The sequence below is a fragment of the Vibrio sp. OPT41 genome (assembly GCF_015163595.1).
Taxonomy (GTDB): domain Bacteria; phylum Pseudomonadota; class Gammaproteobacteria; order Enterobacterales; family Vibrionaceae; genus Vibrio; species Vibrio alginolyticus.
In genome coordinates this window covers 348,046-369,081 of record NZ_JADDYH010000016.1, presented here as the reverse complement: position 1 = coordinate 369,081, position 21,036 = coordinate 348,046, and the positions used below count along the sequence as shown (strand labels likewise).

General features: G+C 45.6%; 19 protein-coding genes. 9 read left to right on the top strand and 10 right to left on the bottom strand.

The features are described from left to right. Positions 1-280 precede the first annotated feature (280 nt). From ettA to IQP38_RS10455, 3 genes are all read left to right on the top strand, one after another. A complete protein-coding gene (gene ettA / locus IQP38_RS10465; RefSeq protein ID WP_005381894.1) occupies positions 281-1,948 on the top strand; it encodes an energy-dependent translational throttle protein EttA in 1,668 nt (555 codons plus the stop codon). Positions 1,949-2,178: 230 nt separating this feature from the next. Then, the gene (locus IQP38_RS10460) at positions 2,179-2,538 is read left to right on the top strand and encodes a PilZ domain-containing protein (protein ID WP_017636157.1); all 360 of its coding nucleotides are present in this window, start codon (positions 2,179-2,181) and stop codon (positions 2,536-2,538) included. Positions 2,539-2,577: 39 nt separating this feature from the next. Beyond that, positions 2,578-3,579 (top strand): M23 family metallopeptidase, encoded by a 1,002-nt coding sequence (locus tag IQP38_RS10455; RefSeq protein WP_053304360.1) that lies wholly within the window; start codon positions 2,578-2,580, stop codon positions 3,577-3,579. Positions 3,580-3,656: 77 nt separating this feature from the next. Here IQP38_RS10455 and tyrA read toward each other — a convergent pair whose 3' ends face one another. The 3 genes from tyrA to nagZ form a co-directional block, all read right to left on the bottom strand. Continuing rightward, positions 3,657-4,784 carry a bifunctional chorismate mutase/prephenate dehydrogenase gene (gene tyrA, locus IQP38_RS10450; RefSeq protein ID WP_193837558.1) on the bottom strand — a complete coding sequence of 376 codons (1,128 nt, stop codon included), beginning with the start codon at positions 4,782-4,784 and terminating at the stop codon, positions 3,657-3,659. A gap of 21 nt (positions 4,785-4,805) precedes the next feature. Continuing rightward, a complete protein-coding gene (locus tag IQP38_RS10445) occupies positions 4,806-5,882 on the bottom strand; it encodes a 3-deoxy-7-phosphoheptulonate synthase (protein WP_017636159.1) in 1,077 nt (358 codons plus the stop codon). A 207-nt stretch (positions 5,883-6,089) separates the two neighbouring features. Beyond that, entirely contained in the window at positions 6,090-7,073 is a 984-nt protein-coding gene (nagZ, locus tag IQP38_RS10440; protein WP_005381905.1) for a beta-N-acetylhexosaminidase, read from the bottom strand. A gap of 99 nt (positions 7,074-7,172) precedes the next feature. Between nagZ and IQP38_RS10435 the strand changes: the two genes are divergently transcribed. Together IQP38_RS10435 and murQ are read left to right on the top strand one after the other, a co-directional pair. Further along, on the top strand, positions 7,173-8,285 hold the full coding sequence (locus IQP38_RS10435; RefSeq protein ID WP_053304359.1) for an anhydro-N-acetylmuramic acid kinase: 1,113 nt from the start codon (positions 7,173-7,175) through the stop codon (positions 8,283-8,285). A gap of 36 nt (positions 8,286-8,321) precedes the next feature. Beyond that, positions 8,322-9,251: an N-acetylmuramic acid 6-phosphate etherase gene (murQ, locus tag IQP38_RS10430; RefSeq protein WP_017636161.1), complete on the top strand. Its 930-nt coding sequence runs from the start codon at positions 8,322-8,324 to the stop codon at positions 9,249-9,251. A 50-nt stretch (positions 9,252-9,301) separates the two neighbouring features. On the opposite strand, the gene IQP38_RS10425 is transcribed toward murQ, so the two are convergent. Both IQP38_RS10425 and IQP38_RS10420 read right to left on the bottom strand, forming a co-directional pair. Beyond that, positions 9,302-9,574, bottom strand: coding sequence for a hypothetical protein (locus IQP38_RS10425; protein ID WP_005381911.1), 273 nt, complete (start codon positions 9,572-9,574; stop codon positions 9,302-9,304). Between the two features lie 114 nt (positions 9,575-9,688). After that, positions 9,689-10,030: a DUF2799 domain-containing protein gene (locus tag IQP38_RS10420; protein ID WP_005381912.1), complete on the bottom strand. Its 342-nt coding sequence runs from the start codon at positions 10,028-10,030 to the stop codon at positions 9,689-9,691. Positions 10,031-10,310: 280 nt separating this feature from the next. On the opposite strand from IQP38_RS10420, the gene IQP38_RS10415 reads away from it, so the two are divergent. The 4 genes from IQP38_RS10415 (at position 10,311) to IQP38_RS10400 (ending at position 14,964) form a co-directional block, all read left to right on the top strand. Beyond that, positions 10,311-11,795, top strand: coding sequence for a carbon starvation protein A (locus IQP38_RS10415; RefSeq protein ID WP_005381914.1), 1,485 nt, complete (start codon positions 10,311-10,313; stop codon positions 11,793-11,795). 193 nt (positions 11,796-11,988) lie between these two features. Next, the gene (locus tag IQP38_RS10410) at positions 11,989-13,659 is read left to right on the top strand and encodes a sensor histidine kinase (RefSeq protein WP_005381915.1); all 1,671 of its coding nucleotides are present in this window, start codon (positions 11,989-11,991) and stop codon (positions 13,657-13,659) included. A gap of 31 nt (positions 13,660-13,690) precedes the next feature. After that, entirely contained in the window at positions 13,691-14,419 is a 729-nt protein-coding gene (btsR, locus tag IQP38_RS10405; RefSeq protein WP_005381917.1) for a two-component system response regulator BtsR, read from the top strand. 71 nt (positions 14,420-14,490) lie between these two features. Next, positions 14,491-14,964, top strand: coding sequence for a low molecular weight phosphatase family protein (locus IQP38_RS10400; protein ID WP_033906110.1), 474 nt, complete (start codon positions 14,491-14,493; stop codon positions 14,962-14,964). Between the two features lie 47 nt (positions 14,965-15,011). On the opposite strand, the gene ispH is transcribed toward IQP38_RS10400, so the two are convergent. The 5 genes from ispH to ribF form a co-directional block, all read right to left on the bottom strand. Next, on the bottom strand, positions 15,012-15,977 hold the full coding sequence (ispH, locus tag IQP38_RS10395) for a 4-hydroxy-3-methylbut-2-enyl diphosphate reductase (RefSeq protein ID WP_017636164.1): 966 nt from the start codon (positions 15,975-15,977) through the stop codon (positions 15,012-15,014). 23 nt (positions 15,978-16,000) lie between these two features. Next, positions 16,001-16,432, bottom strand: a complete 432-nt coding sequence (fkpB, locus tag IQP38_RS10390) for an FKBP-type peptidyl-prolyl cis-trans isomerase (RefSeq protein ID WP_005381922.1) — start codon at positions 16,430-16,432, stop codon at positions 16,001-16,003. A 144-nt stretch (positions 16,433-16,576) separates the two neighbouring features. Beyond that, on the bottom strand, positions 16,577-17,083 hold the full coding sequence (gene lspA, locus IQP38_RS10385) for a signal peptidase II (RefSeq protein WP_005385948.1): 507 nt from the start codon (positions 17,081-17,083) through the stop codon (positions 16,577-16,579). A 73-nt stretch (positions 17,084-17,156) separates the two neighbouring features. Continuing rightward, on the bottom strand, positions 17,157-19,985 hold the full coding sequence (ileS, locus tag IQP38_RS10380) for an isoleucine--tRNA ligase (protein ID WP_017636166.1): 2,829 nt from the start codon (positions 19,983-19,985) through the stop codon (positions 17,157-17,159). 64 nt (positions 19,986-20,049) lie between these two features. Next, positions 20,050-20,985: a bifunctional riboflavin kinase/FAD synthetase gene (ribF, locus tag IQP38_RS10375; RefSeq protein WP_017636167.1), complete on the bottom strand. Its 936-nt coding sequence runs from the start codon at positions 20,983-20,985 to the stop codon at positions 20,050-20,052. Positions 20,986-21,036: the final 51 nt, after the last annotated feature.

Genomic DNA, 21,036 nt, shown 5'->3' with positions numbered 1-21,036 from the left:
ACACAGAATGCAGATGTCCATGTAAAGCAACTTAGTGTATTAAAAATTGTACTCGTCAAACTTTTAAGACGATGGAGACAAAGCGTTTCTAACTCGCATAGAAAACACTTCGTCATTCTTAACGAATAACAAAAGTGTATACCCTAACCGTGTAAGTTTCCGGTCAGCTCAAAATAAGAAATCCATTCGTTAGGGAAATTCTTGCAATGCGGTAACAAAAACAAAGCACTTGGTATAAAATGATGGGTTTGAATGACAGTTAATTTAGGAACGATCGGCAATGGCTGAATACGTATATACCATGTCGCGGGTGAGCAAAATTGTGCCACCTAAGCGTCAAATTCTTAAAGACATCTCTCTGAGCTTCTTCCCTGGTGCGAAAATCGGTGTTTTAGGTCTGAACGGTGCAGGTAAATCCACACTGCTACGTATCATGGCAGGTATCGACACGGATATCGACGGTGAAGCGCGTCCACAACCTGGTCTAAACGTAGGTTACCTACCTCAGGAACCAGTATTAGACGAATCAAAAACCGTTCGTGAAGTTGTTGAAGAAGCGGTTGCTGACGTTGCTGACGCTCTGAAACGTTTGGACGCAGTCTACGCAGCATACGCTGAACCAGATGCAGACTTCGACGCACTTGCAAAAGAGCAAGGCGAGCTAGAAGCCCTTATCCAAGCGAAAGATGGCCACAACCTAGAAAATGCGCTTGAGCGTGCGGCAAACGCACTTCGTTTACCTGAATGGGACCAAAAAATTGCGCACCTATCAGGTGGTGAACGCCGCCGTGTGGCTATTTGTCGCTTGCTACTTTCTAAGCCAGACATGCTACTGCTTGATGAACCTACCAACCACCTAGATGCAGAATCAGTGGCTTGGCTAGAGCGCTTCTTAGTGGATTACACTGGTACCGTAGTAGCCATCACCCACGACCGTTACTTCCTAGATAACGCTGCGGGCTGGATCTTAGAACTGGACCGTGGTGAAGGTATCCCATGGGAAGGCAACTACACCTCATGGCTGGAGCAAAAAGACGCTCGTCTACAACAAGAAGCCTCCCAAGAGAGTGCTCGCCAAAAGACTATCGAGAAAGAGCTTGAGTGGGTACGTAAAAACCCTAAAGGTCGTCAAGCGAAGTCAAAAGCACGTATGGCTCGCTTTGAAGAACTGCAAAGCTCTGATCATCAAAAACGTAATGAAACCAATGAACTATTTATCCCACCAGGTGAGCGTCTAGGTGATAAGGTTATTGAAGTGAAGAACCTGACCAAGTCATTTGACGGTCGAGTTCTAATTGATGACCTGTCATTCAGCATCCCTAAAGGTGCAATTGTTGGTATCATCGGTGCTAACGGCGCAGGTAAATCGACGCTATTCAAGATGTTAAGTGGTACTGAACAACCAGACTCGGGCACAATTGAGATGGGCGATACAGTAAAACTAGCATCTGTCGATCAGTTCCGTGACAGCATGGACGATTCTAAAACCGTATTCCAAGAGATCTCTGAAGGTGCTGATATCATTAAGATCAACAACTTCGAAATCCCAGCTCGTGCATACTGTTCACGCTTTAACTTTAAAGGCAGTGACCAACAAAAGATTATTGGTGAACTATCGGGGGGTGAGCGTAACCGTGTCCACCTTGCGAAGCTTCTTAAAGCGGGCGGCAACGTGTTGCTACTCGACGAACCAACCAACGACCTTGACGTTGAAACACTGCGTGCTCTAGAAGAAGCATTACTAGAGTTCCCTGGTTGTGCAATGGTTATCTCGCACGACCGCTGGTTCCTTGACCGTATCGCAACCCACATCATTGACTACCGTGACGAAGGCCAAGTTAACTTCTACGAAGGTAACTACACAGAGTACATGGATTGGTTGAAGAAAACATTGGGTCCTGAAGCCGCAGAACCACACCGTATCAAATACAAGCGTATTGCGAAGTAATCGCAACCCACAAAGTTTGATTGTAATTTGTACAAAGGCCGCTATCATAGCGGCCTTTGTTTTCTTTGTTATAAAAAGAGCTCATTAGCCCGTCTCGTTCGTTAAGAACATGACATAGCACTTACGTCACTCTGTAGCGACCTCGACACTTTTCAAACAACAATCGAACATTTTTTGTTCGTATTGATATACTATTCAATTCTGTTTGACGACCTGACGAGAATATTCATATGACAGAGAGACGACGCTTTTCACGTATTCTCCATCAAGCTCCAGCTAAGATAGAACAACGTGACTTGGTAATTGAAGCTAGGATTCAAGATCTTTCCTTGCATGGTTTACTCATGAAAGTGGAAGAGACTGAGGCTTTGGATCCAACCCTTCCAGTCCATGTGACTTTTTCATTTGATCAATCCGAACAAGTGATTACGTTAAAAGCGCAAATTGTGAATGTCTCTAAGTGTGAGGTGAGGTTGAAGATCGCTAAGATAGACATCGAAAGCATTAGCCAACTAAAACGATTTATAGAATTGAATGTAGGCAATAACGACCTTCTGAATCGAGAGTTAGAGCACCTCTCTGGTTTTTAGGAGAAAAATAAATGAACGCCTATTTAAGTAACAATAACTATGTCTAAAAAAATCATCATGCAGATCCCGACGAAAGACGGCGATCAGCAGTTCTATTTGGGCCGCAGTTCGGTCCTAGCAGTATTTGCTTCAGTATTGGCATTACCCGCCGTCGTTTGTGGCGCGTGGTACCTTAATCAGCAGCAGATGCACAATAAAGACGAACTAACACAAATCATCGCCAAACTGGAAAGTGAAAAGGCCGAAGTGACGGCTCTTTACGAAGAGCAGCTTGATACCAATCATTCACTTTCCCAGTCTTTGACTGACAAAAACAATCAAATTCAGCTATTGGGCAAACGGGTATTCGACGTTGAATCGGTTTTAGGTCTCGCAGACGAAGAGTTGATGATCGATGAGAACAGCATGGGGTTAGAGGAGCGAATTGACGCAGCCGCTATCGATTCTGCTGTTCGAGCGACGATGTTCCGTTTGATACCAAATGACAGTCCAGTCACATACCAACGTATTTCTTCTTCTTACGGCAGTCGTATTAATCCGATTTCAGGTAAGAGACATGTTCATACTGGTATCGATCTGACTTGTAAAAGAGGAGAAGAGATCCTGGCACCGGCTGACGGTGTGGTGGAAACCGTTCGCCCGAGCAATCGTGGTTATGGTAACTATGTCACCATTCGTCACTCATTTGGCTTTATGAGCTCCTTTGCTCATCTACAACGCTTCAAAGTGAAAAGCGGTCAGTTTGTTAGTAAAGGCGACATCATTGCTCAATGCGGTAACTCTGGCAACTCCACAGGGCCACACTTGCACTATGAAGTACGCTTCCTCGGACGAGCACTCAACCCTCAATACTTAATGGAGTGGACGCCAGAAAACTTCAATGACGTCTTTGAAAAAGAGAAAAAAGTGAAATGGGGACCTTTGGTTCAATTGATTGATAACGTTGTACGTCTACAAGTCAATTTAACCAATTCACCCTATCGCGATACCAGTATCAACACAGTATCAAGTGAAGATACGAGTAATACTGCGACGAACTGATTTGTCCATCAACACGAAAAAGAGCAGCTTACGCTGCTCTTTTTGTTTCGGACTCTGCACGGCTAAATGACCCGTGATTAGCCGCGATGAATATTATCATTCGCCTGTTTGAGTAAGTTTTGGCTCTCATTCATAAATTGTTGAGAATAAGTACCAAACCAATCACTCACCTGCTTAAAGATTTCGATGAATCGCGCTTTGTCTCTGCTATCCAGAATCGCTACCGCATCACCTAAACGCTGATGGAATCGCTTGATCATATCGATATTCTCTTGAGAAGAGAAAATGATATCACCGTACAAGTTCGGATCCTGACCAAACAGTCGTCCCACCATCGCCAATTCAAGGCGGTAGATTGGCGAGCTTAACTTCAACAACTGATCGATGTTCGGATTCTCTTTGCTAAGGTGCATACCGTAAGCAAACGACGTGAAGTGGCGCAGCGCCTGAATCAACGTCATGCCATGATCGTGCTCTTGTGCATCGATTTGGCACAAGCTTGCGCCCCAAATCCCAAACTGTTGCAATAGCCATTGGTAATGCTCGTGACCACGGCCATCACAGTACACAATAACCTGCTTGGCAAGGCTCGGAACATCTGGGCCAAACATTGGGTGTAAACCAACCACAGGACCTTGGTGCACATTCAACATTGCTTGCAGAGGCTTCGACTTGATAGAAGTCAGGTCACACAGAATACAGTCTTGCGGCAAGTTCCCCAGTTTTTCGATCACCCCTTCCGTTAGATGAATCGGCACCGTGACCACGACTAAACCCGCGTTGTCTAGAATCTCGTCCGCATGATCCCAGTCTTTACTGCCGAGAACTTTGACCTGGTAGCCCGACAATTTGAACATACGCCCAAACAGGCCACCCAATTGACCATTACCACCAATAATAACAACTGAGCGTAAATCAGGGTTCAAACACTTAAAACCGGAATCTTTCTCGCTGGCATAAGACTCACGCATTGTTCGACGCAGAATATCTTCAATAAGCTGTGGAGGAATTCCCATTTTTTCAGCTTCAGCGCGACGAGAAGCTAACATCGCCGCTTCGCGGTCTGGAGCATAAATTGGCAAACCATGTTCGCTTTTTACTTCCCCAACTTTCTCTACGAGCGCTAAACGCTGAGCCAATAGCTCCAACATTTGCTTGTCGACTGCATCAATCTGATCGCGTAATGCGTTAAGTTCAACTGCCATTGATGTTCCTTAAATCCTGTATTAATTAGCCTTTAGACGATTTTCTAAGAAAGGCACTAGCTCTTCATGTGCATGACGTAATAGTGCCTCAGTTGAATCCCAATTGATACATGCGTCAGTGATAGATACACCGTATTTCATCTCTTCAAGAGCTACGTCAGAAGATTGATTTCCTTCATTGATATGGCTTTCAATCATAAGACCGATAATAGATTTATTGCCTTCACGGATTTGATGAATCACATCCTCCGCGACTAATGGCTGGCGACGGTAATCTTTACGTGAGTTGGCGTGACTGCAATCCACCATTAATGAAGCATCAAGACCAGATTTCGCCATCTCTTGCTCACACTCAGTGACTGATACCGAATCGTAGTTAGTTTGCTTGCCGCCACGTAAGATCACATGTCCATTAGCATTGCCCTGGGTGGTTAATAGTGCGACTTGTCCCTCACGATTAATTCCCATAAAACGGTGGCTAGAGGACGCAGCTTGCATCGCGTTGATTGCGGTTGCCAAACTGCCATCCGTGCCATTCTTAAAACCGATTGGCATAGACAGGCCGCTTGCCATTTCACGGTGAGTTTGTGACTCCGTCGTACGAGCACCGATGGCTGCCCAGCTAAAAGTATCCGCCAAGTATTGTGGGCTAATTGGGTCTAGAGCCTCAGTCGCGAGCGGGATTTCCATCTCTGCCAGCTCCACCAGAAGTTCGCGTCCAACATGCAGACCGTGTTCAATATCGAAACTGCCGTCTAGGTGTGGGTCATTGATCAGGCCTTTCCAGCCGACCGTGGTGCGCGGCTTCTCAAAGTAAACACGCATAACAATATACAGTTGGTCACTTAGTTGTTCAGAGAGTGCTTTAAGGCGCTTTGCGTAATCCTTCGCCGCTTCTACGTCGTGGATAGAACATGGACCGCATACAACAAGCAGGCGGTGATCCTTCTTGTGAATAATATTAGCGATAGTTTGACGAGACTCTTGAATAAAGCGACGTGCTTTTTCACTCAAAGGAAGCTTGGTTTTTAGTTCCTCCGGAGTAATAAGAACCTGTTCTTCGATAATATTAATATTGCTCAACTCACTTTTCTGCATAACTCTAACCTGTATATTTATTTTTACACCCAACCAAACCCTTGGTGAGACAACTAAGCTTTAACGACAAGATAACAGGCTAAAAAAGAAAAACAAGCGTACAGAATAAAAAACATTTATTGTAAATTAAAGTTTACAGTTAAATAAAAAGCCAAAGCATAATTAACTTTGGCTTCTAATCGCTGTTTTGAATCTTTTACAAGAGGTTTAGCTAGTCAAGCGTTTCATCGCTTCACTCGCCGCTTTCCACTCTTGAGATAGCTTAAGTTCGCTTGGAGAAAATGACTGTTTTTTCAGTAATCCATCCGCGAGTGGCACGGTTGAAACCGGTAAGTTGTCTAATACTTCAACGTGCGCTTCTCGTTTATTACACATTAACAACATATCGCAGCCAGCTCTCAATGCTTGAGCACCTCGCTCGGCTGGGCTGCCCATAATCGCAGCGCCTTCCATGGTCAAGTCATCCGAAAAAACCAAACCTTTAAAACCCAATTGCTGACGCAGAACCTGTTTTAACCAGTATTCAGAACCGCTGGCTGGTTGAGCATCATAATGTGGGAAAATCACGTGAGCAGGCATCATGGCATCTAAAATACCGGCATCAATTTGCGCTTTGAAGATCGCCATATCTTGTTCAAAAATATCACTGCGCTCGTCGTATGGTGTTTCTAGATGTGAGTCTGCAATCACGCCACCATGTCCAGGGAAGTGTTTGCCTGTCGTTGCCATGCCAACACTCTTCATTCCTTGCATATAAGCAGTGCTATAGCGAAGAATGGTATCGGCATCTTCACCGAATGCACGGTTACCGATCGCTTTACATTGATGGCCTTGGTCAAGTACCGGGGCAAAGCTTAAATCAATATCATGGGCAATCAGCTCTGCTGCCATTAACCAACCGCCCATACGAGCAAGCTCTTCGCCATTTTGATGTTTAGCGTACTCATCAGCAGCAGGAATTAATGAGAAACCTTCACGAAAGCGCTGCACTCGGCCGCCTTCTTGATCCACACCGATCAAAAACGGGCGCTTAGCCGCCTTTCGGATGGATTGAGTAAGTGCTTGAAGCTGTTCGCTATCATGATAGTTGCGAGCAAATAGAATTAAGCCACCAACCGTAGGATGCTCCAAGATTTCTTTGTCTTCAGCGGTCAGTTCATACCCCGCAACGTCAACCCATAACGGTCCCATGTTTTCTCCTCAAAATCGGCTGAATATCTCGTATTCGATGAGGTTATTCGCTTCAGATTTGCTTTACAATAAGTGAATGAAGAATTGACGAGATCGGCTATGAAATTTAACGAACTGTACATTGGTGTGATGTCTGGAACGAGTATGGATGGTGTTGATACCGCTCTAGTTGAAATAAGCGATGAGCACGTTCGTCTGATTGCGCACGACGACTACCCAATGCCCGCAGCACTAAAAGACATGCTGTTATCTGTTTGTACCGGTCAAGCAACAAATTTAAAAGCCATAGGTGAACTTGACCACCAGCTCGGCCACCTATTTGCAGATGCCGTGTTACAGCTGCTCAATAAGTCTGGTTACGTCGCAGAGCAAATTCGTGCGATTGGTAATCACGGTCAAACAGTGTTCCATCAGCCTACCGGAAACTTGCCGTTTACCACTCAATTGGGCGATGCCAACATTATCGCGGTCAAGACAGGCATTGATACGGTAGCGGATTTTCGTCGTAAAGACATGGCGCTAGGTGGACAAGGTGCCCCACTCGTCCCTGCTTTCCATAAAAGCATTTTTGCGATGCAGGATTCCACAACTGTGGTACTTAACATTGGAGGCATTGCCAATATCTCGGTACTGCATCCAGAACAACCAGTCATTGGCTATGACACAGGCCCGGGCAATATGTTGATGGACGCATGGTGTGCGCTGCATACTGGGCAAAGCTTCGACGAAGATGCACAATTTGCACTTAAAGGAACGGTAAACGCTACTTTGTTGACTCAATTACTCAAAGAAGCTTACCTCGCCATGCCTGCCCCTAAAAGTACCGGGCGAGAACTGTTCAATATTGACTGGCTGCATCAACAACTGGCCCATCACAATTTACCAATCGAAGACGTACAACGTACACTTTGCGAGTATTCTGCAATTACCATTGCCAACGAAGTCGACAAGTTTTCTCATGGCATCACACCTCAACTATTGGTCTGTGGCGGTGGAGCAAGAAACCCACTTTTGATGCAGCGACTAGCCAAGTTATTGCCACAATGGAGCGTTGCGACAACGGCAGAAAAAGGCGTTGATGGCGATTACATGGAAGCAATGGCGTTTGCTTGGCTTGCGCAGCGCCATATTCACGGCCTCCCTAGCAACTTACCGGAAGTTACGGGGGCAAGTCGTCTCGCTTCACTGGGTGTACTCTATTCAAAAAATTAAGGGCAATAGATCCTAAACAAAAAGGCTTAATTCATTATGACAAACGATGCACTTATCGCAGCTTTATCCCATCTGGTATCTGAAGGGCGAAACCCAGACACCATGGACATCGACTTGCTGCCTTCTCTCGATATTGTTCAACGCATCAACCAACAGGACAAACTCGTTCCTCTTGCCGTTGAAAAAGTATTGCCTGAGATCGCTGAAGCCGTTGATAAGATCACGGAAGCATTTAAGGTCGGAGGTCGGTTGTTTTACATCGGTGCGGGTACCAGTGGTCGACTTGGCGTTTTGGACGCTTCAGAATGCCCACCAACTTTTGGCACAGATCCAGAGATGGTCGTTGGTATTATTGCCGGTGGAAAAGAGGCAATGTTCCGTGCAAAAGAAGGGGCGGAGGACGACCCAGCATTGGGCGAGCAAGATCTTAAAGAGAATACGCTAACACAACGCGATGTCGTCGTTGGTATTGCGGCAAGTGGACGAACACCTTACGTGATTGGTGGCTTAGAGTATGCGAACGAGCTTGGTGCCACCACTGTAGCACTATCTTGTAACCCTGACTCTCCGATTGCAGATATTGCTGATATTGCGATTAGCCCCGTTGTTGGACCTGAAGCGTTAACGGGATCCACTCGCTTAAAATCAGGGACGGCACAAAAACTCGTACTGAACATGCTCACTACCGCAAGCATGATTCGCCTAGGCAAAAGTTATCAGAACTTAATGGTAGATGTGAAAGCGACGAATGCAAAGCTAGTTGCAAGAGCGGCTCGTATTGTTATGCAAGCAACAGATTGTACTAACCAAGAGGCTAAAACGGCGCTCAAAGAAACGGACTACGACGCCAAGTTAGCGATTTTGATGATTTTAACCGGGCTGGATAGAGAAAGCGCGACTGAGCAACTGAACGCCAAGCAAGGATATTTAAGAAAAGTCGTGATCGCGCAAACTAATCAATCTTAATCAATAAAGCGCCTCACTTATTTAAAAGTCAGGCGCCTTTTTGGCTCAATTTAGTAGTTCAATCGTTCAATGTGAGTAATACCGACTTTACCTTCAAGGTCACTGAACATATGAACCATTGCTGGGTATGGTTGTGCTCCAGGGTAGACAACTTCTGCATTACAGAAAAACGCATAGTTTTGTCCGGCTACGACTTGAGTAGCCACAACCAAAGGGGAGTATTTGACACCGACAAACCCCTCGATACCTTTAGCAAATACTTCTTTATTCTCTGCTGTGAGTTCATGAAATGGACTCCAGCCACCAGCCATTTGCGTTGACATAATGTGATTCCTTTTTTTCTGTGCTCACTATCAAGCAATATGAACATAGTTTAATAAGGAAGATTTTGCCACATTTATGTGATGCAGACAGTGTAACAACGGCTTTATTGACTATTAATTTGAGTATTCATTCCAACCACGTTGCCATTCCATGCGGAATTTTTGCGCTTGCTCAGTACCTTCACAAACCCCTTCGTAATACTGACCAGATAACCCCATTTGATACGCAAAAGCAGGATTACAGTACTCACGTAAACCTTCTAAATAACCTTGGTCGTAGTCACTTTGCTTAACACTACCCAACTCACGAAGCTCGCTCATCGTGCGCGATGTGTGTCCGGTTATGCCATCTTGATATCCGATCTGATGCCAATCTCCCGACTTGGCAAGATCTGCTGTCGTTGCTGTGCATCCTGCAAGTAAAGCCAGTGCCAGACCTACCGTTACCTTTTTCATGGTTCTTCCTTAAGTAATTGTTTTCAAAAATAAGCTTACCACTAATTATTGGCGCTTGCCGCTGAGCTTGCAGATTTAACCACTGATGACTCAAATCAGCCGCTCAAGACTGTCATCAACCTTTCGCCATTTTTAAAAACCGCTCAAGCAGCATATCGACCACTCAGTGCTCTATTCGACCACTCATCTACTAACCGAATGCATTTAACACAAGTGACGCATAACATGCATCCTGAGATTAAAAAATTACCCTACCCAACTAAGACCAAGGACAATTGCTATGATGTGGTTTCTAACCTGTGTCGCAGCCCTAATCGGCGGATACTTCATCTACGGCGCTTTCGTCGAGAAGATTTTCGGCATCAATGAAAAACGCCAAACGCCAGCTCACACCAAATCGGACGGTGTTGACTTCGTTCCAATGTCAACAAAGAAAGTTTACCTAGTTCAACTACTTAACATCGCAGGTGTTGGTCCAATTTTTGGCCCGATCATGGGGGCACTATACGGTCCTGCGGCGATGCTTTGGATTGTAGTCGGTTGTATTTTTGCTGGTGCAGTACACGATTACTTCTCAGGCATGCTTTCAGTGCGTAACGGCGGTGCATCTGTACCTACCATTACAGGTCGCTACCTAGGTAATGGCGCAAAACACTTTATGAATATTTTTGCCATTGTCCTATTGCTTCTAGTTGGCGTAGTGTTCGTTTCAGCCCCTGCTGGCATGATTACTAACCTCATCAATGATCAAACAAGCTTGAGCGTAAGCATGACTACAATGGTTATTGCTATTTTTGCTTACTACATCATTGCGACGATTGTTCCTGTCGATAAAATCATTGGTCGTTTCTACCCACTGTTTGGCGCCCTACTTATCTTTATGTCTGTTGGTCTAATGACAGCCGTTGCTTTCTCTAGCGAACACACAGTAATGGGTGACTTCCAAGTTTCGGACATGTTCTCTAACCTCAACCCAAATGACATGCCGTTATGGCCTGCATTGTTCATCACTATCGCATGTGGCGCTATCTCTGGCTTCCACGCAACTCAGTCTCCACTGATGGCGCGTTGTATGGAAAATGAGAAAAACGGTCGCTTCGTATTCTACGGTGCAATGATTGGTGAAGGTGTTATCGCGCTAATTTGGTGTGCTATCGCTCTGTCTTTCTTCGGCTCTCTAGACGCTCTATCAGAAGCTGTGAAAAACGGTGGCCCTGGTAACGTGGTATACAGCGCATCATTTGGTCTGCTAGGTGTGTTCGGTGGTATCCTTGCGTTCCTGGGTGTGGTTATCCTACCAATTACGTCTGGCGATACAGCGTTCCGTTCAAGCCGCTTGATCCTTGCTGAATACTTCAACATGGAACAAAAAACGCTACGTAACCGTCTACTGATGGCACTTCCACTGTTCGTTATCGGCGGTATCTTAACTCAAGTAGACTTCGGCATTATCTGGCGCTACTTCGGTTTTGCAAACCAAACAACAGCGGTAATGATGCTTTGGACTGCGTCCGCTTACCTACTGCGTCACAACAAGCTGCACTGGATTACCACTATCCCAGCTATCTTCATGACCACGGTATGTGTCACGTTCATCTTAAACAACAGCTCGCTAGGTTTTGGTCTGCCAATGCAACTATCAACTATCGTAGGTATTGTGTTTGCCCTAGCTGTGACAGGTTACGTTATCAAAACCTCTAAGGGTAAAGGTGAAACTGAACTGGCTGACGAAGAGAAACCACAAGCCGTATCAGAAACAGCGTAATACTCGTCACATCTGAGTGACTAAGATAGGAGCCTGCCAATTGCAGGCTCTTTTTGTTTTATACCCAAGTCACTTTAAGACTCAGAAAGCACAGCGCAGCATCATTTACTTAGCTGTTCTTATCTATCTGAGCCAAGCATCTTGAGGTTACTTAGGTATACAATAACAACATTGATTCTAGGTTAGGTTCACTATGGAACTGGTCATCTCCCTTTTACAACAGATGTGTGTGTACTTAGTTTTGGCTTACATGCTAAGTAAAACGCCAATCATCTTACCTTTGCTGAGTATTTCTTCGCGCTTAAGCCACCGCCTAATTTGTTACGTACTCTTCTCTGGCTTTTGTATTCTCGGCACCTATTTCGGTCTGCACATCAACGATGCTATTGCCAATACTCGTGCGATCGGCGCAGTTATGGGCGGGCTGTTTGGTGGACCTGTTGTAGGTTTCGCCGTCGGATTTACTGGTGGCATCCATCGATACTCTCTTGGTGGCTTTACCGACCTAGCCTGTGCAATTTCAACCACCGCCGAGGGCGTAATTGGTGGCTTGCTCCACGTTTACCTTATCAAGCGAAATAAAGGCGCATTGCTGTTTAATCCAAGCGTTGTATTCAGCGTCACGTTTGTTGCAGAAGTGGTGCAAATGATTTTGCTGCTCGCCGTCGCGAAACCTTTTGATCAAGCCTATGAACTGGTGTCCGCTATTGCAGCGCCTATGATCATCGCGAACTCATTTGGTGCGGCGTTGTTCATGAGTATCCTGCAAGACAGAAAAGCAATCTTTGAAAAGTTTTCTGCGACGTTTTCGCGTCGAGCGCTCACCATTGCTGATCGCTCAGTGGGAATTCTAAGCAACGGCTTCAACACCGAAAACGCAGAGAAAATCGCACGTATTATTTACGAAGAAACCAAAGTGGGCGCTGTCGCGATTACTGACCAAGAAAAGATCTTGGCGTTTGTGGGCATTGGCGATGATCACCATAAACCAAACACGCCGATTTCATCGCAAAGCACATTAGACTCCATGGAGAAAAACGACATCATTTATCTTGATGGCGCGGAGCGTCCATACCAATGCTCCATTGCAAAAGATTGCAAGCTCGGATCTGCGCTGATCATCCCACTGCGTGCAGGGAAAGAGGTCATTGGTACCATAAAGCTGTATGAACCGAAGCGTAAATTGTTCTCGACGGCCAACATGTCGATGGCGGAAGGAATAGCCCAGCTTCTATCTAGCCAAATCCTTTATGGCGATTACCAACAACAACAAGCCTTACTCGCCCAAGCAGAAATAAAATTGCTTCACGCTCAGGTGAATCCACACTTTTTGTTTAATGCACTCAATACTATTAGTGCGATTACTCGTCGTGACCCTGACAAAGCGCGCGAGCTAATCCAAAATTTATCGCACTTCTTCCGCAGCAATTTAAAGCAGAACATTAATACCGTGACGCTAAAGGAAGAGCTTGCACATGTGAACTCGTACTTGAGCATCGAAAAAGCGCGTTTTACGGACCGCTTAGAGGTTGAAATCGATATTCAACCTGAATTGCTGGACATCAAATTACCAAGCTTTACACTCCAGCCTTTGGTTGAGAATGCCATTAAGCATGGCATTTCAAACATGCTTGAAGGTGGTAAAGTTCATATATACAGCGAAGCACACCCACAAGGTCACTTGATTACCGTCGAAGACAACGCAGGCAGTTTTGAACCGCCAAAAGAAAACCACTCAGGGCTAGGTTTAGAAATTGTCGACAAACGTCTCACTAATCAATTTGGACGTGATGCAGCGCTAAAAATTACGTGCGAGCCACATCAATTTACTAAAATGAGCTTTATCATTCCCCCAAAATCATAAAAGCACGCTGAAGCAATAAAGGTAATGTTGGATGTTAACCGCACTCGTCATTGATGATGAACAGTTTGCTCGTGAAGAGCTAGCAGAGTTACTGGATGAAACAGGCCAAGTTGAGGTCGTGGGCGATGCCTCAAACGCAATCCTTGGCCTAAAAAAAATCAATGAACTTAAGCCTGATGTAGTGTTTCTCGATATCCAAATGCCTCAAGTCACGGGGATTGAACTACTTGGGATGCTTGATCCAGAAACCATGCCTTATGTGGTTTTTGTCACGGCTTATGATCAGTATGCGATTCAAGCATTTGAAGACAATGCCTTTGATTACTTGCTCAAACCTGTCGACCCATGCCGGTTAACTAAAACGGTCAAACGACTAAACAAAGTCATTAGCCAATCCGCCCTAACGCAACAACTGTCTGCTATTACACCTGACACGTTGGATCAGATACCGTGCATCGGACACAACCGCATCGTTATCATGGCCACCGACACGGTGGAATGTGCTTACAGTGATATCAGCGGCGTGCATGTACGCTCCACCAGCCAAACCGCGAGCACCCAACTGACATTAAAAACGTTGGAAGAGAAAACCCCTCTAGTCCGCTGCCATCGTCAATACTTAGTCAGTATTAAAGCGATTAGCGAAATCAAGTTACTGGAAAATGGGTTAGCGGAAATCATCACCAAAACAGGCTTTGAGATACCAGTAAGCCGCCGCTACTTAAAGGTGCTCAAAGAGATGCTCGGCATTAGCCACTAACACAAAAACTTCACACATCATCGCTGAGTTTCCGCTAGCGTATAAATAGGACGCTCTGAAAAGACGAGGCGATGATGTATAAAGTTTTATTCATATGTAAGCACAACGCTGGACGAAGCGTCCTCGCGGAGTCAATCGCAACCAATATCCTGCCAGCAGATTTTAGTGTCACCAGTGGAGGCTCACATCCCACAGGCAAGGTGCACCCAGTGGTGCAAAAATATTTAGATGACCACCAACTCCCCATTCCGCATATCCACACGCATTCATGGGAGGAGCGAACTCAGTTTCTTCCCGACATCGTTATTATTCTCTGTGATTCTTTACATCAAGAAACCGCTCCTCAGTGGCTTGCAGGTGGTGTTCGAGTAAACTGGCAAGTTGATGCTTTTCCGACCGATGGTTCTGATGAAGACATGTACGCACATTGCGAAAAGGTTGCTCAATCGCTTGAGCGAAGAATCACGAAGGTGTCTGATATGATTATCGATGGTTTAGGAAAAGACCAAATTCGTGATTACCTAAATGAGTTAAGAGAGATGTAAAAAAGGCGACCCCACAGGTCGCCTTTTGAATATTCGATAAATGGAGACTAATCCACTTGCTTGATTTGCAGTTCTTTAGGTACTTCAAAGAACATATTCTCTTCACGGCCAAGTACTTCATCAACCGCTTCGGCACCAACGAGTTCTTTGATTCGCTCTAGAATCTGATTAACGAGCTCTTCCGGAGCAGATGCTCCCGCAGTCACGCCGACCTTTGTTTTGCCTTCAAACCACTCAGGTTTGATATCTTCCGGACAGTCGGTTAAGTAGCCAGGTGTCCCTAGCTTTTCAGCTAGCTCTTTAAGACGTGTAGAGTTTGATGAGTTTTTAGAACCCACCACAACCATCACATCTACGTCACCAGCTAATTCACGTACGGCATCTTGGCGGTTTTGTGTCGCATAACAGATATCGTCTTTACGTGGACCTTGGATATCTGGGAACACGCGGCGTAGCTCTTCGATAACATCGGCAGTTTCATCGACAGAAAGCGTCGTTTGGCTTACGTAATGAAGATCGGATGGATCTTTCACAATCGCCTTCAGTTTCTCAACATCGGCTGGAGTTTCAACCAAGTACATACCACCGGTTTCACTGGCGTATTGCCCCATCGTACCTTCGACTTCAGGGTGACCTGCGTGACCAATCAGAACCACTTCCATATTACGACGGCTCGCACGCGCCACTTCCATATGCACCTTAGTTACTAAAGGACACGTTGCGTCAAATACGGTCAAATCACGCAGCTTGGCTTCCTGACGAACCGCCTGCGATACACCATGAGCAGAAAAAATCACAATGTTGTTGTCTGGCACTTCATGCAGCTCTTCAACGAAGATAGCACCACGTTGTTTTAGCCCTTCAACCACAAAACGGTTATGCACCACTTCATGACGCACATAAATCGGTGGCTGATACATCTCTAGCGCACGCTCTACGATGCTAATCGCACGGTCTACACCAGCACAAAAGCCGCGTGGGTTAGCTAACAGGATTTTCATTTCATTGCTCATGGAAATTATCTTTATTGGGTTCGCTATTCTACTGACAAAATTTCAACTTCGAAAGTCACGTCTTGTCCCGCTAGAGGATGGTTGAAGTCCACAGTGACTGAATCGCCTGCAATCTCTGTAATAATGCCCGGGATTTCCATGCCATCAGGGCCACTGAAGGCCATGATTGTACCAACTTCCACTTCTGCATCACCTACAAATTTAGTGCGATCCATATAGTGAATATGATCAGGGTTTGGCATACCAAACGCGTCTTCTGCCTTTAGCTCAATCGCTTTTTGTGCGCCTGTTTCGAGGCCTATCAAGCACTGCTCAAAGTTTTCACTCAAGCTGCCATCACCCATAACAAATTTCGCTGGTTTACCCATGTTATGAGTACTATCTGCAACCGATCCGTCTTTCATTTTAATCGTAAAGTGAAGGGTTACTACAGATTCATTGGTTATTGTTGTCACGTTAATGCTTCCTTGTTCTTGGGTTATTACGCTGTCAGCTTGGTCTTTTTATACATTGATATGCTGATTGGCGCTCCAACATAATAAAAAGCATCGCTCGAATCAACGGACGACGCTTAGGGTTATTCGATATACCGCAAAAGATTACTTGTCAGCGTCTTTTTTACGGAAGCCATCCAGAATAATCATTGCCGCACCAATACAGATCGCCATGTCAGCAAGGTTGAATGCTGGCCAGTGGTAGTTACCCCAGAAGAAGTCTAGGTAATCAACAACAAAGCCATGAACGACGCGGTCAAACACGTTGCCCACTGCACCACCAATAATCAGTGCATAAGCAATGTTGTTCCATTTTTCTTTTGCTGGAAGCTTACTCATCCAGTAGGTCAAAAGACCCGTAACAACAAACGCGATACCTGTAAATAACCAGCGCTGCCAACCAGCTTGATCGCTCAAGAAGCTGAAAGCGGCACCGTAGTTATGAACGTAAAGTAGGTTGAAGAATGGCAACACCTCAATTCGGTTTGCCCATCCGTAGCCCATGTTGTCCATCACCACCAATTTGATGCCAATATCTGCAATAAATACCAGAATTGCTAACCACAGCCAGCGAACTCCAGATTGCTTTAACGTCAGTGCTTTTTCACTCATTACTTTACCTACAAACAGCCCCAGTAAATACTGGGGCTGTTAATTTTAAAAAAAGTTCAGTCGTTCTAGGCAATTACGCGAATTTACGTACTTCACCTTCGCCGTCTACGTTAGACACACAACGACCACAGATCTTCTCGTGACCTTCAATTGTGCCTACGTCTGGCGTGTGGTGCCAACAACGGTCACACTTCTCGCCTTCAGCTGCTGCTACTTCTACAAACAAGCCTTCGATATCTGTGGCTTGTGCTGCATCCGTCTTCTCACCTAGAGGCTTAACTTTCGCCGCAGAGGTTAGTAGAACAAAGCGCAGTTCATCTTCAAGTTTGTTGATCTTCGCCGCTAGTGCGTCATCAGCAAATAGAGTCACTTCAGCTTGTAGTGCACCACCAATGGTTTTCTCTTTACGCGCATCTTCTAGAAGTTTGTTTACCGCACCACGAACCGCTTGGATCTCAGACCAGAATTCGTTGTTCAGCTCTTCACCTTCAGCAAGACCGAATAGACCGTCGAACCACTCACCAGTGAATACGAACTTGTCGCGTTGACCTGGCATTTCGTTCCAGATTTCATCTGCAGTGAACGACATGATTGGCGCCATCCAACGAACTAGCGCTTCTACGATGTAGTAAAGTGCAGTCTGACAGCTACGTTGAGCGTTGCCGCCACGTTTTGCTGTGTACTGACGGTCTTTAATTACGTCTAAGTAGAAAGAGCCCATTTCGATTGAACAGAATTGCATTAGACGCTGAGTTACACCGTGTGTGTTGTACTCTTCGTATGCTTTAACAATCTCTTCTTGTGCTGCTAGTGCACGACCAACCGCCCAGCGATCTAGCGCAACCATCTCTTCAACAGGAACGATGTCTGTTTCAGGGTTGAAGCCGCTTAGGTTAGCAAGGAAGAAACGCGCTGTGTTACGGATACGACGGTACGCATCTGCGCTGCGTTTTAGGATTTCATCAGAAACCGCAACTTCACCAGTGTAGTCTGTAGAAGCAACCCATAGACGAAGAATGTCAGCACCTAGCTTGTTGGTTACGTCTTTTGGCGCAACCACGTTACCGATAGATTTAGACATCTTACGACCCTGACCGTCAACCACGAAACCGTGTGTCAGTACTTGTTTGTAAGGTGCTTCGTCTTTCATCGCAATAGATGAAATTAAAGAAGATTGGAACCAACCGCGGTGTTGGTCAGAACCTTCTAGGTATAGGTCTGCACTGTTGCCGTTGTACTCTTCACGAGCATCAACAACAGAGAAGTGAGTGACACCTGAATCGAACCATACGTCTAGCGTATCTAGCACTTTTTCGTATTGGTCAACGTCAGCACCTAGTAGTTCAGCGGCATCTACATCCCACCATGCTTGGATGCCTTTCTCTTCAACCAGCTTAGCGACTTTCTCGATCAGCTCTAGCGTGTTTGGATGAAGTTCTGCTGTTTCTTTATGAACAAACAGAGCAATTGGCACACCCCAAGTACGTTGACGAGAGATACACCACTCAGGGCGACCTTCGATCATACCTTCGATGCGGCTTTGACCCCACTCAGGCATCCACTCTACATTCTTGATTGACTCTAATGCTTTAGCACGTAGGCCAGCTTGGTCCATAGAAACGAACCATTGAGGTGTAGCACGGAAGATGATTGGGGTCTTATGACGCCAACAGTGTGGGTAGCTGTGCTCGTAAGCGTGGTGGTGTAGTAGTGCACCTTTTTCTTTTAGTACTTCTACTACTGCATCGTTCGCTTTAAATACGTGCTGACCAGCAAATAGCTCTGTATCTGGTAGGTAAACACCGTTTGAGCCAACTGGGTTTGCTACTTCTAGGTTGTACTTGTTACCAACCGCGAAGTCTTCTTGACCGTGACCAGGAGCAGTGTGAACAACACCAGTACCTGAATCAGTCGTAACGTGATCACCAAGGATCGCCGGTACAGTGAAATCGTAGAATGGGTGTTGGAATTGAGAAAGCTCTAGGTCCGCACCTTTAGCAAAGCCAAGGTTGTGGAAGTGCTCGATACCCGCACGATCCATTACGTCTTTCGCTAGCTCAGCAGCAACGATGATACGCTCAGCGTTGTCGCCTTCTGTTTGGATAAGCACGTACTCTAGATCATCACGTAGACATACTGCGCGGTTTGCAGGCAGTGTCCAAGGTGTTGTTGTCCAGATAACGATAGATACGTCACCGTGACCTTCATGACCTTCTGTCAGTTCAAATTTAGATAGCAGTGCCGCTTCGTCAGCCGCTTTAAAACGAACGTCGATAGATGGCGATACTTTATCTTTGTATTCTACTTCCGCTTCAGCAAGAGCAGAACCACAGTCTGTACACCAGTGAACAGGTTTGAAACCTTTTAGAAGGTGACCATTGCTTGCAATCTTACCAAGAGCACGAATAATGTTCGCTTCAGTTGCGAAATCCATAGTGCGGTATGGCTTGTCCCACTCACCCATGATGCCAAGACGTTTGAAGCTCTCTTTCTGACCTTCAACCTGACCTGCTGCGTATTCACGACATTTCTCGCGGAATTCCGCTGCTGTCACTTTTTGGCCTGGCTTACCTACTTTCTTCTCTACCATTAATTCGATTGGTAGACCGTGGCAGTCCCAGCCTGGGATGTAAGGTGCGTCAAAACCTGAAAGTGTTTTGGATTTAATAATAATGTCTTTAAGAATCTTGTTTAGTGCGTGACCAATATGAATGTCACCATTTGCGTAAGGAGGGCCATCGTGCAATACGAATGACTTTTTGCCTTTCTTAGCTTTACGGATTTCACCGTAAAGATCTTCTTTGTACCAACGCTTAAGCATTTCTGGCTCACGATTGGCCAGGTTGCCGCGCATTGGAAACCCTGTTTCAGGTAAGTTCAGGGTATCTTTATACTCACTCATCGATTCTTAATTCCGTTATATTGGGCGAAAATTAGACATTATGTTGAACGGTGGAATAAACCGCTCAACGCTTAAGCTGACGCAGCCACACCCTTGCTGCTTCAGCATCCAATTCAATTTGTTGTTTAAGTGCTTCAAACGACTCAAACTTTTGCTCATCTCGAAGTTTATGCAAAAGTTCCACTTCTAGTTGCTTGCCATATAAATTGGCATGAAAGTCGAATAAGTGCACTTCTAACTGTTGGCGAACACCATTGACGGTTGGTCTTTGACCAATATTAGCAACACCACCAACTGGCTTATTTCCTAAGCCAAGCGCTTGAACAACATAGACTCCGGAAACCGGAGAAACACAGCGTTTCAAAGGAATATTTGCAGTAGGGAACCCAATGGTTCGACCTAGCTTTCTTCCATGAGAAACACGACCGCTGATGCTGTAGTTTCTTCCCAGCATCTGTTGCGCGGAATGCAAATCGTCACGCGCCAGCGCTTGACGGATAGCCGTACTGCTGACACGTAATTGTTGTAAACAAAAGCTCTGGGTACTTACTACATCAAAGCCGTATTTTTCCCCTGCTTCCTGCAGCATTGCAAAGTTACCTGTACGGCCTTTGCCAAAGCAGAAATCATCACCAACGACAAGAAACTTAACACCCAAACGCTCGACCAACAAGTCACGGATAAACTCTTCCGCGGTTAAATTTGCAAAATGGCGATTGAAATTGACACACAGTAAGCGGTCAATATCGAGCTTACTCAATTGCACGAACTTATCGCGTAATCGAGTCAACCTTGCAGGTGCCTTGTCTTTGGCAAACAGCTCCATCGGCTGAGGTTCAAAGGTCATCACAACAGAAGGCAAGGATAGCCTGTCCGCTTGCTCAGACACTTGCTGCAATACTTGTTGATGGCCTTTATGGACACCATCGAAATTGCCAATAGTCAGAACACAACCATGATGTCGCGGGTTGATATTGTGAATGCCTCTAATCAGTTCCATTGGATACTGCTTTCTGCCTCTGTTTTACTTTACACTGTGTGAAACTGACGG